We start from the raw sequence: 15,722 nt of genomic DNA on the forward strand, positions 1-15,722 counted from the left end.
CCGACCGGAGATATCGATGTTGAAGATCAGGCGCGTGGCGATCGACACGCATCCCGAAAATACGGCATTCCTGCTGCGCTCGGCCGATGGCTATGGCGCTGAGCAGTTCCAGGCCATGCGCAAGATCGAGATCACCGGAAACGCCGGCGCTATTCTCGCGACGCTGGCGATCAGCGATGATCCGCATATCGTCGGCGTCGGCGAGATCGGTCTTGGCGAGCAGGCGTTCCGGCGACTGGGCCTGGCGGAAGGGGACAGCGTGTCGATCGCGCAAGCCAAGCTGCCCCGCAGCCTGGAGGCGGTGCGGCGCAAGATCGGTGGCGACGTCCTCAGCGACAGCGAGATTGCGGCGATCATCACCGATGTCGCGGCCTATCGCTATTCGCCGATGGAAATCGGCGCCTTCCTCGTCGCCTGCGCCGGCTTCATGACCACCCAGGAAACGCTCGCCCTGACGCGCGCGATGGCCGATGCGGGGGACCGCTTCGACTGGCACGCGCCGCTGGTGGTCGACAAGCATTGCATCGGTGGCATTCCCGGTAATCGAACGTCGATGATCGTTGTCCCGATCGTGGCGGCCCATGGCCTGATCATACCGAAGACATCGTCGCGCGCCATCACCTCGCCCTCGGGGACTGCCGATACGATGGAGGTGCTCGCGACCGTCGACCTGTCGGCCGAACGCATGCGGGCGATCGTGGCGAGCGAGAAGGCGGTCCTCGCCTGGGCCGGGCGCATGAATCTGTCTCCGGCCGACGATGTCCTGATTTCGGTCGAACGGCCACTCCGCATCGACACGTTCGAACAGATGGTTGCCTCGATCCTGTCCAAGAAGCTCGCCGCCGGTTCAACCCATATGGTGATCGATATTCCGGTCGGACCCACCGCCAAGGTCCGCTCGCAAGGCGAGGCCGTGCGATTGCGCAAGCTCTTCGAATATGTCGCGCACAAGATCGGGCTGACGATCGACGTCATCCTGACCGATGGCACGCAGCCGATCGGGCGCGGCATCGGGCCGGTGCTCGAGGCGCGCGACGTGATGGCCGTGCTGCGCAACGACGCCGATGCGCCGGACGATCTGCGCGAACGGGCGCTGCTGCTGGCCGGGCGCGTGCTCGATTTCGATCCCGAGCTGCAAGGCGGGCGCGGCTATGCGCGCGCGCTTGATATTCTGGCATCGGGCAAGGCGCTTGCGGCAATGGAACGGCTCATCAGTGCGCAGGGCGCGCAGACCGAGACCTTCCGTCCGGGGGCGTTGCGCAGCGAGATTCTCGCCGAGGAGGATGGCTCTGTCGCCGCGATCGACTGCCACCTGATCGCCCGCATCGCGCGGCTCGCCGGCGCGCCGATGGACAAGGGTGCCGGCATCGATCTTCTGCGCAAGGTCGGCGACCAGGTGCGCCGGGGCGAGCCCCTCTACCGGATCCACGCGCAATCCGAGACGGGGTTGCGCTTTGCCTGCGACCTCGCCGCCGAAGGCTCGGGCTACCGGCTCCTGTCATGACAGCAACCATCCACAGCTTCGAGGAGTGCCTTCCGGCGGCCCGACGCCTGGCGGATGTGCTGGGGATCGCCTGCCGGGCAATCAAGTTGCGACACTTTCCCGACGGAGAGAGCCTCGTCCAGGTCGCGGCCACGGAACGCACCGCCATTCTCTATCGCTCGCTCGACCATCCCAACGATAAACTGGTCGAATTGCTGCTGGCGGCCTCGGCGCTGCGGGATCGCGGCGCGCGCCATGTCATCCTGGTGGCGCCCTATCTGGGCTATATGCGCCAGGACATGGCATTTCGGCCTGGTGAGGCAGTGAGCCAGAAAGTGATCGGCAGGCTGCTCGCGGCGCATGTCGACGGTCTGGTGACCGTCGATCCGCATCTCCACCGCGTGGCTTCGCTGGCCGAGGTGCTGCCGGGGATCGATGCGGTCGCGGTCTCGGCCGCAATGACCCTGGCCGACATGCTCCGCCCCGGAATCACGCCGGACACCGTCCTGATCGGTCCCGATGCGGAGTCCCGGCCATGGGTGGAATCGGTGGCAGGACCATTGGGCCTCCCGGTCCTTGTCGGGGAGAAGAACCGCCTCGGCGACCGTCAGGTAGAGCTCGCCATCGCCGGCATTCAGGGCGTGCGGGGCCGACCGGTCGTGCTGGTCGACGATCTCATCTCGAGCGGCGCCACCCTGGCGCGCTGCGCCGAGTTGCTCCATGCGGCCGGCGCGGCCCGCGTCGAAGCGGTCGCCACGCATTGTCTGGCGGGCCCCAATGATCTCGCGAAACTCGCCGCCGCCGGGATCGCGCGGGTACGGTCGACCGATACGGTGCCAAGCCCGGCCGCCGCTGCCTCCATCGCCCCCAGCCTCGTCGATGCACTGGCGCGATGGGTGCCCCCGTCCTGCGCGATAGCGCAGGAATCGGCCGCATCCGGCGATGCGGATTGACCGGCTGGCCCGTCAGGGCCGGATCGCGACCTTCAGCACGCCATCCCGCTGGTTGGCGAACAGTTCGTAGGCGCTCTCGATATCGTCGAGCGCGAAGCGATGGGTGACGAGAGCCCCCGTGTCCACCCGACCCGAGGCGACGACGTCCATCAGCCGTCGCATCCGTTCCTTGCCGCCAGGACACAGCGTCGTGACGATCCTGTTGTCGCCGAGACCTGCGGAAAAGGCGTCGATCGGGATGCGCAGATCCTCCGAATAAACGCCGAGCGACGAGAGCGTGCCGCCCGGCCGGAGCACGCGCAGCGCCGCCTCGAACGTCGCCTGCCGCCCGAGCGCCTCGATCGAAACATCGACGCCCCGGCCATCCGTGATCCGGCGGATTTCGTCGACCGGATCGATCTTGCTGAAATCGACGACGTGATCGGCCCCCATCGTTCGGGCGATCGCCAGCCTTTCGGGCACGGTATCGACCGCGATGATGGTGGTCGCCCCCATCAGCCTCGCACCCGCTGTGGCGCACAGGCCGATAGGGCCCTGCGCGAATATCGCGACCGTGTCGCCGATTCGGATCCGGCCCGATTCAGCGCCGCTGAATCCGGTCGAGAGGATGTCCGGACACATCAGCACCTGTTCGTCGGTGAGGCCCTCCGGCACCGGCGAGAGATTGGCCATCGCATCGGGCACGAGCAGATATTCCGCCTGTGCGCCGTCGATCGTGTTGCCGAAGCGCCACCCTCCCATCGCTTTCCAGCCATGGTCATGCGCGCCGCCGCATTGCGAGTGGAAGCCGCACAGAGAGGCGTTCGAGGTGCCCGAGGGGGTGATGGCGCCGGCGATCACCCGCTGGCCCTCGCGATAGCCGGCAACCGCCGAGCCGAGCTTCTCGATGATGCCGACCGGCTCATGTCCCACCGTCAGGCCCCGGGCGACCGGATATTCGCCTTTCAGGATATGCACGTCCGTCCCACAGATCGTCGTGGTGGTGATCCGGAGGAGCGCATCGAGCGGCCCGACATCGGGCACGGGCTTTTCGCCCAGGATGATTCGACCGGGCTCGAGGAAAATGGCAGCTTTCATCTTCATTGCCATGACTCAGGACTCCATCGACGCGGAACGAATGGCACAGTGCCTCCGCCGGACCGTGACCATCAGCGATGCCTCGCGGGCGCGGGGTCGGGCCGCAGGCGAAAGCCGCCGGACCCGCACCGCATATCCAGGATCGGCATCGCGCGTGACGTCTACTGAGGAGCCGCCACGCCCGAATGATCGTGGTCGTGCGTGGGCGGAGCTGCCGAGTCCGGCGCCGGAGTCGTAGTCGGAGCGGGCTGGGCTGCGGAGGCGGGTGCTGCGTCCATGCAGGACATGCCGCCGCCCGCCATCATCCCGTCGGCGCCCTTGTCGCCTTTCGGTCCTGGCGCCTTGCCGACGGGCTGCTGACCCGGCTTCATGTCGCCCATCATCTGCCCGCCCGCCATCATGCCTTGCATCATCGGGCAATTCGGGGTGGGCGCCGTCGGCGACGCGGCGGCGGCAGGTGCCTGGGCGTGATCGGAATGGGACTGGGCGTTGGCCGGGGCGGCGAGTGCCGGCGTGACGGTCAATGCCGCGACCATGGCGATGTTCCTGAGCAGCAGCTTCATTGTCCTGTTCCCCATTGTCGCGACGCGTCTTGCAAATGGCGCAACATATACTTGCGGTGAATCTGGCGCCCCGGCGGGGGTGGCGCCATGCGTAGTTTGCCGGATAGGCTCACGGGGGCGATACCTGGGCACAGCGCATCGGCGACGAAGCAGGCAAGTGCCTGTTGCCGGTCATGCCTTCGCCGGCTCAGTCTGAACCTCCGGACGGGGCGATGCTCGGCCCCGAACGGCCTAAGCCGCGTGCGAGCGGGTGCCGAAGCAACGCGACGAGGATGGCCGGCACGCCGATCGCGCTCGGCAAGATCCCCAGTGCGATCTCCGGAAGATCCCGCCACAGCGGGAGGTTCTTGCCGTTGTCGACATAAAAGGCGGTCAGCATCGCGATGTAGCACGCTCCCATGCCGGTGAGATGGATCCTCGGCCATTGTTGGCGCCAGCGCCGCCGCGCTGCGGTCCGGCCGAGACAGGCGCATATCATCGCGAGCGCCCCGAGCAGAAGCAGGTGGTTATTCGCCGCCCATCGCATGAACGAAAGCACGCTCATCGTCGCGAACACCCCCGACAAACACCAGAAACAGATCGTGCCCAGATCTGCGTGGCGGCCGCGGCGCTTCCTGCTGAGCATCGCAACCGCGCCGGCGATCACCGCTGGGCCACCGAGGTTCGAGCCTTTCGATACGCCCGGTGTTCCCGCGGTCGCCTCGATTTTGCCTCGGCACCGGCGAGCGATCTGGTATCAGGCTCCACCTCACGTTCGGGAGCTCTCATGGACGACCTCACTCGCCGGGACGTGGTGGCATCGGGCCTGGCCCTTTCCGCCGCCACGATGCTGCCTGGAGCCGGCTTCGCCGCACCGTCATCTGAATCGCCTTCGACGGCGCGTTTGAACTTGGGCCTGCTCCCGCGCGACGAGCTGCCGTTCGACGCTGGCTGGAGGTTCGCGTTCGGGCACGCCAGTGATCCCACCAAGGATTTCGGCTATGGCGCCGGGCAGAGCGACTTCGCCAAGACCGGCGACTTCAAGATCGCCAAGGCTGCGTTCGACGACAGCGGGTGGCGGCTGCTGGACCTGCCGCACGACTGGGCCGTCGAGCTGCCCTTCGTGAATGACGAGGGCGGCGAGGGCGAGAGCAAGCTGCGCTCCCACGGCTATAAGCCGCTCGGCCGCCGCTATCCCGAGACCAGTATCGGCTGGTATCGCCGCACATTCGACCTGCCGGAAAGCGATCGCGGGCGGCGCGTCTGGATCGAGTTCGACGGGGCGCTGCGTGACGCCGTGGTGTTCGTCAACGGCTGCTTCATCGGCCGCAACGACAATGGCTACGCGCCCTTCCGCTTCGATGTGACTGATTTCCTGGTGTATGGCGGCCGCAACTGCGTGGCGGTCCGGCTCGATGCGAGCTTCGGCGACGGCTGGTTCTACGAAGGCGCCGGGTTGTACCGCCATGTCTGGCTGACCAGGCAGGACCCGCTCCATCTCGGCAAATGGGACAGCGTCGTCCGCGCGACACCGGCGGCCGGCGCGGCGACGCTCGATCTTGCCACGATCGTCGAGAATGAGGGCGATCAGCCCGCCGAGGCGGCGATCGAGTGGACGATCCTCGACGCTTCCGGGCGCACGGTCGCAACGGCGACCGCTCCGGCCCAGCGGATCGCGGCTGGCGCGTCGGCGGATTTTTCGGCCGGCGCGACGATCGCCGCCGCGCAGCTTTGGGCGCCCGGTCAGCCCTATCTCTACTCAGCCGTCGTCAGGGTGTTGAGCGGGGCGACGGTGCGCGACGCCGAGCGTGTGTCGTTCGGTGTCCGAAGCGCGCGGTTCGATGCCGACAAGGGCTTCTTCCTCAACGAGAGGCCGCTCAAGATCCAGGGCACCTGCAACCATCACGACCATGCCGGTGTCGGCGCCGCACTGCCTGACCGGCTGCAGGCGTTCCGCCTGTCTGTACTGCAGGAGATGGGCTGCAACGCAGTCCGCACATCGCACAACATGCCGACGCCCGAATGGGTCGAGGCATGCGACCGGCAAGGCGTGATGATGATGTGCGAGACCCGGCAGATGAGCTCCAACCCCGAAGGGCTGCAGGAGCTTGAGCTGATGGTGAAGCGCCATCGCAATTCGCCCTCCATCATCATCTGGTCGATCGGCAACGAGGAGTGGCTGCTGCAATCGGGCGACATGGCGAGACAGGGCGCTGCGATCGCAGCGGCAATGGTGCGGCGCTGTCACGCGCTCGATCCGACCCGCGTCGTGTCCGCCGCCGTCAACGGCACTAACGAGCAGGGCGTGTCCGACCCGCTCGACATCATCGGGTTCAACTATAATCTGAAGCTTCCGGACGAGTTTCACCGCAAGCACCCGACCCGGCCGGTGTTCGGATCGGAGACGTCGAGCGCGATCTCGACCCGGGGCGAGTATAGCAGCGATGCGGCTCGGAACACCGTCAACAGCTATGACGGCGTGGTGCCCTGGGGCGAGACGCCGGAGCAATGGTGGAGTGTCTACGGGTCGCGCGAGTGGCTGGCCGGCGGGTTCGCCTGGACCGGCTTTGATTATCGCGGCGAGCCGACGCCCTATGGCTGGCCGTCGATCAGCTCGCAGTTCGGGATCGTCGACATGTGCGGCTTCCCGAAGGATTATTTCCATTATTACCGTGCCTGGTGGCGACCCGAGCCGAGCCTTCACCTCTTCCCGCACTGGAACTGGCAGGGCCGCGAAGGTGAAGAGATGACGATCTGGGTCTATTCGAACCTGGATGAAGTCGAGTTGCTGGTGAATGGGCGAAGCCTCGGCAGCCAGAAGATGCCACGCTTCGGGCATCTCGCCTGGAAGGCGGTGTACCAGCCCGGCATGATCGAGGCGCGCGGGCGGCGGGGCGGTCGCGTGGTGCTGACCGAGCGCCACGAGACGACCGGCCCGGCCCGCGCGCTGCGGATGACCGCCGACCGGCTCTCGATCGATGCCGACGGCGCTGACCTGGCGCTGGTGAAGGTCGAGGCGCTCGACGCGCGAGGCCGGGCGGTGCCGACCGCGAACCACAAGCTCGGGTTCAGGGTGTCCGGCGCGGGCAAGCTGATCGGCGTCGGCAATGGCGATCCCAACTGCCTGGAGAGCGACAAGGGTTCGCAACGCTCGCTGTTCAACGGCCTGGCCCAGCTGATCGTGCAATCGGACAGAAGGAACGGACCGATCCTGGTCGAGGCAGTGGAGGCGGTGCCCTTTGCCGCGCCGCTCGCCCCTGCGACGCTGACCTTGCGAGCGCAGGGGGCAAAGCGTCCATCGGCCGTGCCGACGCACCGGGACCGGACGTGACCGACACGTCAGCCCATTCCGGCCGACAGAGGCGATGGCGTCTCACGCGGAAAATGCGGGCGGGCGGATGAACAGGCCGCGCCGGCAGGGATGGTGGGCGATGACCCTACCACGCTTGCGAACGTAGTTGACTGATCTTTAACGCTTTTGTGGATCCGGTTCGGAGCTAAATGCCCCCGAAGATGCCCCCAAAAAAATTTCACGGAAGAGACAACGATCTAAGCCGCCAGTGTGAGACCTTTGAGTTGAGTTCCGCGGTAGGAACGCCAGAATCCCGCCTATAACATTGCAATATCAGCATCTTTTGTGACGCCCTCGGTGGCTAGCCCACACTTTCCCCTCACCATTCGCTGGCTTTCATGAAATCTGATGGAGCACTGCGGCAGGTTTGCGCTCGATTGTCTTGGAAAACTCGCCCTTGAGCGGCAGCGTAGTGTTGGTCTGAGCGAGGCGCGGGCCCTTCCGCCTTAGCCGCTCGCGTCGTCATCGCCCGGGAGCGAAGCCGGCAGTGCTGCCGCGCGAAGGGCTACTTGTGAGACTTGCAGCAAGCGAGGCTGTGTGGTGTGTGCGATCTGACCTGCCGTTCCTAAGGAAAAGCTGTGAGCACCGACGCGCCAGAAGATATTCGGGATGACGATGTTCGAAAGGACGAATTCGATTTGGCGCTGGAGGAGGGGGTCGAGGATGAAACACTTCTCGATGATCCGGGCGCGACCAAATTCAGCATCTCAAGCTACGGCGCCGATTACACAGTAGATAGCTTGGTGAAGCGGATGCGCGGAGAAGCTTTTCGCATTCCCGATTTTCAGCGTCAGTTTGTTTGGACTCCCAAGCACGCGTCGAAATTCATCGAGTCCCTTTTGATGGGCCTGCCGGTCCCTGGAATCTTTCTCTACAAAGAGGCTGAGACCAACGAGCACCTAGTGATAGACGGACAGCAACGCCTTAGAACGTTGCAAGCCTTCTACGACGGCATCCTTCGTGGGAAGGAGTTCAAGCTGCAAGGCGTGCGGGAGCCGTGGCTTAACCGCACTTACAAGACTCTCGATCCTTCCGATGTTCTGAAGCTCGACGATTCGATCGTCCATGCGACCGTGTTCAAACAGGATAAGCCAGAAGACGTGCTGGACAGCATCTACTTCGTATTCGAGCGTATAAACACAGGCGGCATTCGCCTTTCGCCTCAAGAAATCCGCAACTGTGTCAGTCTCGGCCCATTCATTGAACGCGTCCGCGAGCTGAACCAATTCCCGGCGTGGCGAGCAGTCTTTGCCAGCCAGAATAATCGCGCGAAAGACGAAGAGCTGATCGTCAGATTCTTCGCGCTGTACCGCGATGGCGACAAATATGCTCGCCCCATGAACGGTTTCCTGAACAAATTCTCAGCCGCAATGAATAAGGTCGGCAAGGATGAGCTCGATCGGCTGTCCAAGATTTTCCAGGCCACGATCGACAGGGTCAATTCTGCGATCGGGCCTCGGGCATTCCGCATCATCCGCGCCCTGAACGCAGCCGCCTTTGACGCCGTGATGGTAGGTTTGGCCAAACGCCTGGACGCCGGCCCCGCACCGTCTGATGCGGACGTTAGCGGTGCGTATGACGCGCTAGTCGCCAATGACGAGTTTAGACAGGCCTGCGAGCGTGCAACGGCCGACGAGGAAAATGTTCGCAAGCGCTTGGCGCTTGCGACGGCCGCATTCGCAGGCATTTAATGCGGCACGCGATTGAGAGCCGTGAACGAAAGCTCGATGCATTCTTCGCACGGGCGAAGGGCGCAGGCGATGATGAGCTGAAGTCAGATTTGGGGCGCTTGGGTGCCGTTTTGGTGTGCGGCTATGTCGAGCGATGCGTCGAGGTCGTCATTCTCGACCGACTTACCACGAGGGCTCAGCCCAGAGTTTTGCAGTTCATAAAATCATACTTCAAAAAAGGCACGAATTACGATTGCGAGGCTATCTGTCAGCTCCTGATACGATTCGACCAGAGCTGGGAGGCTGCTTTCCGCTCAACTATTAGCAAGAATGACCAATGGTCCACGTCGCTCGCGTCAGCCTACTTTCTTCGTAATTCGATCGCCCATGGCGGGGACGGGAATAAGGGGCTGCCGGGTGTTGAAACACTTTACACGGACTGCAAGAACATTGTTGTCGCCCTTGTAGAAGCCACGAAGGATTAGAACGGCAAACTTACCTGGTCTGGCGGCCTCGGCCGACGAGCAACGCTCAAACGGCGGCCGTCCGGGTGCGTAGGTCTAAAGGGCAAACGACGTTGCGAACGTGCGCAAGGCGATCGGCCGATAGAGACTCAAATTGGGATTTACCTGTTGAACACGATCGAAATTGAGGAGAATCTGGACCAGCTTGTCACCGAAGTGGCGGCGGGCACGTGCTCGGTTCACGATTTTCCCTTCCGGGTCATGGAGGCATACGAGGCTTCTCGCAACGAGGTCGCCAAACTTCGGATGAAGCATCCGCAGGGCCTCGCCGTGTCCAATATACTTTGGCCCAAGAAACTTCTGTTCCGTGCGGCGGATCGGGGACAAGTGCAAAATACTATCGAGGCGCTGAAGGCCTCGCTGGTTGGCAAGAAGGGTGCGGCGGCGAAGAATGCCCCACGATTCGTGATGAGCACCGACGGGGACGAATTCCTCGCCATCGATTTGAAAACCGGTGAAACGCCGCCATTTGACCGGATAGCGGAACTGCCGGTCAACTACGACTTCCTCCTGCCGATGTTTGGCGTCGAACGCTACAAGCCAGCGCCGGAGACCACGGCGGACGTCCGCGCGGCCCGTCATATGGCAAAGTTCCACGACGCAATCCGCGACGCCAATCCGACTTGGGGCGCGGAGCGGATTCACGATCTCAACCTGTTCATGACCCGGCTGTTGTTCTGCATGTTCGCCGAGGACACCGGCATCTTTACCCAGAAGCTGTTCGTGAACACGCTTCGGCGCGAGGCGATGCAGGTCGATGGTTCAGATACGCAGCGCGTCGTCGAAGACGTGTTCTTGTCGCTCGATCTGGCGGACAGGGAGGCCCGTCACGCCCAAGGCGTCCGTTCGCAACGGATCGCCGTCGACTTCCCCTACGTGAACGGCGGACTGTTTCGCGATCGCACCGAGGTGCCAGTATTCAACCGCCGCGCGCGCCGCCTGCTGCTCGAGGCAGCCGATCTGCAGTGGGAGCAGATCCACGCCGACATCTTCGGCTCGATGATCCAGGCGATCGTCCAGACCGACATGCGCGCTGACTTCGGCATGCACTACACGTCGGTGCCGAACATCATGAAGGTGCTCGAACCATTGTTCCTCAGTTCGCTGCGCGAGCAACTGACCGCGGCCGGCGACAACGTGAAAGCCCTGGAGAAGCTCGTGGAGCGCATCTCCCGCGTGCGGGTATTCGATCCAGCCTGCGGCTCGGGAAACTTCCTGATTATCGCCTACCGCGAACTGCGGCTGATCGAGACCGAGGCATTCCGACGCATGCGCGCCGTGAAGCGCAAGGGGCAACTCGATCTTGCCGACTACCACACCGGCATCAAGATCAGTAGCTTTCACGGCATCGATCCGGTCGACTTCGCCTGTGAAACGGCGAAACTGTCGCTGTGGATCTCTCAGTATCAGATGAACCGGAAGCTCGACGAAATTTGCTCCGCGCCGACGCCGGCGCTGCCGTTGACGGACGCGGGCAGCATTGTCGTCGGTAACGCGCTGCGGAAGGACTGGTTGAAGGTCTGCCCGCCGTCCGAAGACATCGAAACCTATGTAGTCGGCAACCCACCGTATCTGGGTCGCGGCAATCAGACTCCGGAGCAGAAACGGGACATAATTAAAGTGTTCTCGCCGTTGACGAAGAAATTCAAAAAGCTGGATTATGTCGCTTGCTGGTTTGCCCGTGGAACCGAGTATCTCAAAGCTGGAGGGACGGCATTCGCCTTCGTCTCGACCAACTCGATCTGTCAGGGTGAGCAGGTCGGGCTGCTTTGGCCGCATGTGATCGATCAGGACCACCGCATCGTCTTTGCCCATCAGGCATTCAAGTGGGCGAACAGCGCCGCCAAGAACGCCGGTGTGACATGCGTAATCATCGGCGTTGGCGACAAATCCATCCGCCGCAGGCTGTATAGCGCCGAGCGGATAACGTCAGTTGATAACATCAATGCCTATCTGGCGGCAGCCCCGGACGTCATCGTCGAGGGTATGTCTCATGCCCAGAGCGGGAAGCCGCTCATGCGATGGGGCAATATGCCTGCCGATGGGGGTGCACTCATCCTAAGCGAACAGGAGCGAGAGAAGTTGCTTGCTGCCTATCCCAAGGCGGCTGCCCTTATTCGCCCGCTATATGGCACCCAAGAACTGCTAGATAGTCGCCCGCGTTATTGCCTCTGGATACCTGACAGCCAGCTCAAGCTAGCGAAAACCTTTCCACCAGTCGCTGCCCGGATCGATGAATGCGCGGCATTTCGGAACCATGAAGACCGCGACGCGGGAACGCAGGCTCTTGCCGGGAAGCCGCACCAATTTCGTGAGATGCACACCGCCAAGCATAGCCAGATAGTGGTCGCGATGACCGCGTCGGAAAACAGACTGTACATTCCCGTCGAAGTCATGGGCAGTGATCCAGTGATCAGCAATCTGGCTTTTTCTATCCACGACGGGCCTATGTGGATTTTCTCGATAATCAGTTCCGGGCTGCATGTGACGTGGGCCAAGGCAGTGGCGGGCGGATTAGAAACTCGACTGCGTTACTCGAATACACTTGTTTATAACACATTCCCCATGCCTGCATTCTCGAAATCTCAGCAGGAAGCATTGGAACAGCATGCACTTGATATCATGCGCGTCCGCGAACCTTATATCGCCGATGGCAGGTCGCTTGCATGGCTATACAATCCAGAGACGATGCCGGCCGAGCTTCATCAAACCCATAGTAACCTCGATAACTATCTTGAGACGATCTACATCGGCCGTCCGTTCAAGGACGATCCCGAGCGCCTCGAGCATCTGTTCAAGCTCTATGCCCGTATGACCAAGACAGCGGCGAAGGCCGCCTGAGCCGGAGGTTCCCATGCCCGACTTCATCACCGTCGAGTATGGCGCCACAGGCGCCAGCAAGTCGACCAACGATAAGGGCATGCGCGCTATGCAGGCGCGGGCTTATGATGCCCGCAACGCGCAGTATCTGCTGATCAAATCGCCGCCGGCATCCGGCAAGAGCCGCGCGCTGATGTTCCTCGGCCTCGACAAGTTGCGCAACCAGGGGCTGAAGAAGGTCATCGTGGCCGTGCCAGAAAAATCGATCGGGAACTCTTTTCGGTCGACCAGCCTCACCGACCACGGCTTCTTCGCCGACTGGACGGTGCCCCCGCAGAACAACCTTTGCGATATGCTCGGTGGTGAAGGCGGCAAGATCAACGCCTTCATTCGGTTCATGGAGGGCGACAACGACATCATCGTTTGCACCCATTCGACCCTGCGGCACGCGTTCGATCGCATTATGAGGGACGGAAAGGGCATCACCGCGTTTCACGACTGCGTTCTGGCGGTCGACGAATTCCACCACGTATCAGCCGACGCCGACAATCGTCTTGGGGAACTCATCCGCGCCATCATGAACGAGGGGTCGGCACACCTGGTGGCGATGACCGGATCGTATTTCCGTGGCGATCAGGTGCCCGTGCTGCGCGCGGAGGACGAGGAAAAGTTCACGAGGGTCACCTACACCTATTACGAGCAGCTTTCGGGCTACGAATATCTGAAGACGCTCGGGATCGGTTACCACTTCTATCACGGCAGCTACCTCACCGCGATCGGCGAGGTGCTTGATCCCGATAAGAAGACCATCATCCACATTCCGAACGTGAATTCACAGGCGGCGTTGGGCGACAAGATCAAGGAGATGAACAGCATCCTCGACGTGCTCGGAGACGTCGTGATGATCGATCCGGTATCCGGTTTCCAGCACCTACGCACGTCCGATGGTCGCATCCTCAAGATCGCCGATCTCGTGACGCCAGATACGCAGCAGAAGGTCCTGACAGGACTGCGCGACGTGCATGCCAGGGAAGACCTCGACATCGTCATTGCACTTGGCATGGCCAAGGAGGGTTTCGACTGGATTTGGTGCGAGCACGCGCTCACGATCGGCTACCGGGGCTCGCTGACCGAGGTCGTTCAGATCATCGGGCGCGCGACCCGGGACGCGCCGGGCAAGAGCCATGCCCAGTTCACCAACCTCATTGCGGAGCCGGATACAGCCGACGATGTCGTGAAGACCGCGGTGAACGACATGTTGAAGGCGATAGCCTGCTCCCTCCTGATGGAGCAGGTGCTTGCTCCGAACTTCAATTTCCGCACACGTCCGTCTGACGATCGTTTCGATGGCGTCATGCGGCCCTCGGTGCGCATCGACTTGTTGGACCCGGAGCCCACGATCGAGATTACGGGACTGAAGGAACCGACCAGCAGACGGGCTCAAGAGATCATCCAGACGGACATGACCGACCTGATGGCGGCCGTCTTGCAGGATTCCCAGGTGCTGCGCGCCAGCTTGATACCCGATGAGTTCCCGGCCGAGACGATCAACCAGCATCTGATACCTGGCCTGATTGCACGGCGCTATCCTGACATCGCGAGCAACGACGATGACGTTGAAGCGATCCGGCAAAACGTCGTTGCGCGTCGGGCCGTGCTTGCGCAGCTTACCAAGACAAGTCGCGATTCTGGTTTGCCTGCATCAGACGACGAGGACGCAACCGACGGACAGAAGGCGCACGCACAGCTGCTGAAGCTGACGTCAAAGTTCATCACAATGCCCGAGCTCAACATTGATCTGATCGACCAGATCAATCCCTTCCAGCAGTCGTACGAGATACTGTCGAAGGCGCTCGGCGAGTCGGTGCTACGCCGTATCCATCAGTCGATCTCGGAAACCCGCATCGAGATTAGCGAGGCAGAAGCGCTAGCGCAGGTCCCTCGTATCCGAGCGTTTAAGGAACAGAACGGAACGGAGCCGAATATCAATTCGGCGAACCCGATCGAGAAGCGCATGGCTGAAGCCTTGGCTTGGATCCGTGCGGCCGCGATCCGTCGACAGCGGGAAAAGGATCAGGCAGCCTGATGCCGCGCTCCAGCCTATTCTACGAGACGCTCGACGAACTCATCGCGGCAAAGGACGGCCTGTTCGTCCCGGAAGTGAAGAAGGCGAGCTCTCCAGCTGACGATCAGGCCCGCCTCTTTCTCGAGATAGTCGCCTTCCGCGAGCGCTATGGGCGTGAGCCTGACGCTCAATCACGATCGCCCGAGGAGATGCGCTTGGGGGTCCGCCTGGCAGCGTTTCGTAAGGCGCCCGAGAAAGCCAGGGGACTGGCCAACTTCGATCAGTATGAATTGCTGACCGCAGTCGCCTCTGAAAAGGATGCTGTTCCGGCCAGTCTCGACGATCTCATCGCGTCCGGAGACGACCTATTGGTGACACCGGACGACCATATCTTCGAGTTTCGCGCGACGCCCGCCCCGATGCCTAAGGCGGAATCGGACATGATCGCGGAGCGTGTGCCCTGCAAGGAATTCGAAAAATTCGCCCCGATCTTCGATGAGTTTGTGTCGGATATCGCATCCGGGGTCCGCACAACGGTTCCGACGAACTCGACCTACCAGATTGCGACTGGCGACATGTTCATCGTCGATGGGCAGTTGGCCTATATTGCCGATGTCGGGGCGTGGATGACTCGTGGCGATCAGAAGGACGCCCGGCTGCGTATCGTTTACGACAACGGCACCGAGAGCGATCACCTTCTGAGATCGTTCGGAAAAGCGCTCTACCGCGCTGACAACAGTCGGCGGGTAGTGTCGCCGGAGGCCGGCCCACTGTTTTATGGGCGGGATCTCCCGGTTACCGGGTGCATCTACGTGGCTCGGACACTGTCTGACGATCCGGCGCTCATCGATCTGCGCGATCACATCTTGAAGCTGGGATCGACCACTGGCGCGGCGGCCAACCGCTTGGCGGGCGCCGAAAACGATCCGACGTTCCTGCTCGCGCGTGCCCGGGTTGTGACGGAATACGAAACGAGAGGCGTGCCCCCCAAAAAAATCGAAGGCCTGGTGCACCGGTTCTTTGCCGGTGCCTGCGTCAACGTGCAGATCCCCGATCGGTTTGGTCGCAAGGTCGATCCCCGCGAGTGGTTCTTCGTGTCGCCCGAGTCGGTCGACCAGGCGATGCGGCTGATCGCGACCAGGAAGCTGCACCTGTACGACTACGAGGTTGGCGAGGATCGCTTAATACCGCGTTCGTGATCGGATATCCTACCCCGCTCGATGCGTGGTTCGGTAG

General features: G+C 62.4%; 11 protein-coding genes. 8 read left to right on the forward strand and 3 right to left on the reverse strand.

The genetic code is table 11. The features are described from left to right. The first annotated feature begins 16 nt into the window (after positions 1-16). Positions 17-1,504, forward strand: a complete 1,488-nt coding sequence (locus ABD050_RS15615; RefSeq protein ID WP_343890385.1) for a thymidine phosphorylase family protein — start codon at positions 17-19, stop codon at positions 1,502-1,504. Beyond that, a complete protein-coding gene (locus tag ABD050_RS15620; protein ID WP_343890386.1) occupies positions 1,501-2,436 on the forward strand; it encodes a ribose-phosphate diphosphokinase in 936 nt (311 codons plus the stop codon). Before ABD050_RS15615 ends, ABD050_RS15620 begins: the two co-directional genes overlap by 4 nt. A 12-nt stretch (positions 2,437-2,448) precedes the next feature. On the opposite strand, the gene ABD050_RS15625 is transcribed toward ABD050_RS15620, so the two are convergent. The 3 genes from ABD050_RS15625 to ABD050_RS15635 all read right to left on the reverse strand — a co-directional run bounded on the left by ABD050_RS15625 (position 2,449) and on the right by ABD050_RS15635 (position 4,722). After that, on the reverse strand, positions 2,449-3,525 hold the full coding sequence (locus ABD050_RS15625; RefSeq protein ID WP_343890387.1) for an NAD(P)-dependent alcohol dehydrogenase: 1,077 nt from the start codon (positions 3,523-3,525) through the stop codon (positions 2,449-2,451). A gap of 149 nt (positions 3,526-3,674) precedes the next feature. Then, a complete protein-coding gene (locus ABD050_RS15630; protein WP_343890388.1) occupies positions 3,675-4,076 on the reverse strand; it encodes a hypothetical protein in 402 nt (133 codons plus the stop codon). Between the two features lie 187 nt (positions 4,077-4,263). Continuing rightward, entirely contained in the window at positions 4,264-4,722 is a 459-nt protein-coding gene (locus ABD050_RS15635) for a hypothetical protein (RefSeq protein ID WP_343890389.1), read from the reverse strand. Between the two features lie 120 nt (positions 4,723-4,842). On the opposite strand from ABD050_RS15635, the gene galA reads away from it, so the two are divergent. From galA to ABD050_RS15665, 6 genes are all read left to right on the forward strand, one after another. Next, a complete protein-coding gene (gene galA / locus ABD050_RS15640; protein ID WP_343890390.1) occupies positions 4,843-7,386 on the forward strand; it encodes a beta-galactosidase GalA in 2,544 nt (847 codons plus the stop codon). A gap of 599 nt (positions 7,387-7,985) precedes the next feature. Further along, positions 7,986-9,098, forward strand: coding sequence for a GmrSD restriction endonuclease domain-containing protein (locus ABD050_RS15645; RefSeq protein ID WP_343890392.1), 1,113 nt, complete (start codon positions 7,986-7,988; stop codon positions 9,096-9,098). Continuing rightward, a complete protein-coding gene (locus ABD050_RS15650; protein ID WP_343890393.1) occupies positions 9,098-9,562 on the forward strand; it encodes a HEPN domain-containing protein in 465 nt (154 codons plus the stop codon). The genes ABD050_RS15645 and ABD050_RS15650 overlap by 1 nt, the downstream gene beginning before the upstream one ends. A gap of 147 nt (positions 9,563-9,709) precedes the next feature. Further along, entirely contained in the window at positions 9,710-12,442 is a 2,733-nt protein-coding gene (locus tag ABD050_RS15655) for a class I SAM-dependent DNA methyltransferase (protein ID WP_343890394.1), read from the forward strand. A gap of 13 nt (positions 12,443-12,455) precedes the next feature. Continuing rightward, positions 12,456-14,507 carry a DEAD/DEAH box helicase gene (locus ABD050_RS15660; protein ID WP_343890395.1) on the forward strand — a complete coding sequence of 684 codons (2,052 nt, stop codon included), beginning with the start codon at positions 12,456-12,458 and terminating at the stop codon, positions 14,505-14,507. Next, positions 14,507-15,685 (forward strand): GIY-YIG nuclease family protein, encoded by a 1,179-nt coding sequence (locus ABD050_RS15665; RefSeq protein ID WP_343890396.1) that lies wholly within the window; start codon positions 14,507-14,509, stop codon positions 15,683-15,685. The genes ABD050_RS15660 and ABD050_RS15665 overlap by 1 nt, the downstream gene beginning before the upstream one ends. The last annotated feature ends 37 nt before the right edge of the window (positions 15,686-15,722 follow it).

Origin of the sequence: Sphingomonas oligophenolica, assembly GCF_039522915.1 — a bacterium.
Lineage (GTDB): Bacteria > Pseudomonadota > Alphaproteobacteria > Sphingomonadales > Sphingomonadaceae > Sphingomonas > Sphingomonas oligophenolica.

Excerpts from the sequence above, each read along its gene's own strand:
- ABD050_RS15615 (WP_343890385.1), top strand. The coding sequence starts at position 17 with ATGTTGAAGATCAGGCGCGTGGCGATCGACACGCATCCCGAAAATACG.
- ABD050_RS15620 (WP_343890386.1), top strand. The coding sequence starts at position 1,501 with ATGACAGCAACCATCCACAGCTTCGAGGAGTGCCTTCCGGCGGCCCGA.
- ABD050_RS15625 (WP_343890387.1), bottom strand. The coding sequence starts at position 3,525 with ATGGCAATGAAGATGAAAGCTGCCATTTTCCTCGAGCCCGGTCGAATC.
- ABD050_RS15630 (WP_343890388.1), bottom strand. The coding sequence starts at position 4,076 with ATGAAGCTGCTGCTCAGGAACATCGCCATGGTCGCGGCATTGACCGTC.
- galA (WP_343890390.1), top strand. The coding sequence starts at position 4,843 with ATGGACGACCTCACTCGCCGGGACGTGGTGGCATCGGGCCTGGCCCTT.
- ABD050_RS15650 (WP_343890393.1), top strand. The coding sequence starts at position 9,098 with ATGCGGCACGCGATTGAGAGCCGTGAACGAAAGCTCGATGCATTCTTC.
- ABD050_RS15660 (WP_343890395.1), top strand. The coding sequence starts at position 12,456 with ATGCCCGACTTCATCACCGTCGAGTATGGCGCCACAGGCGCCAGCAAG.
- ABD050_RS15665 (WP_343890396.1), top strand. The coding sequence starts at position 14,507 with ATGCCGCGCTCCAGCCTATTCTACGAGACGCTCGACGAACTCATCGCG.